The sequence below is a fragment of the Lysinibacillus sp. PWR01 genome (assembly GCF_043359455.1).
GTDB classification, from domain to species: domain Bacteria; phylum Bacillota; class Bacilli; order Bacillales_A; family Planococcaceae; genus Lysinibacillus; species Lysinibacillus fusiformis_F.
Window position 1 is genome coordinate 1 of sequence record NZ_JBHERJ010000061.1, and the last position, 496, is coordinate 496.

Consider the following 496-nt stretch of genomic DNA (forward strand, 5'->3'; position numbering starts at 1 on the left):
GCTATCGTATTTGAAGCAACAGGTACCTATTCAAAACCTATCGAAGCATTTTTCAAAGATTACGGCTACGCATACTGCCGCATGAATCCACTTGAAGCGAATTTACAGATGGCAACGATGCGTCGTCATAAAACCGATATTAGTGATGCCCATGAACTTGCGAAGACTCATTTTAAAATGGAACGCGAAATAACGTACATACAAGACGATTATTATGAACAGATGCGTGCACTGACTCGTTACTACGATGAAATTGATGAAGAAATCATTTTACTCAAAAGTAGAATGCATGCCATTTTACAGCTGAGTTTTCCAGAATTAGAAAAGCTGATTACACCGAGTTCAGCACTATTTTTAAATATTGTACAACTCTATCCACACCCCGCACTTTTACAAGCCCATTCAAAAACGATGATTAAAAATCGTTTAAAGGCCAATACGCGAAAAAACCTCTCGCTAATGCGTGCGGAGGCTAAAGCTATTACATTATTAGAAG

1 protein-coding gene is annotated in these 496 nt (G+C 38.3%); it reads left to right on the forward strand.

The window, feature by feature from the left end:
* On the forward strand, nt 1-496 hold a 496-nt coding region (locus ACEVFT_RS12335), incomplete at both ends, for an IS110 family transposase (protein WP_393950075.1).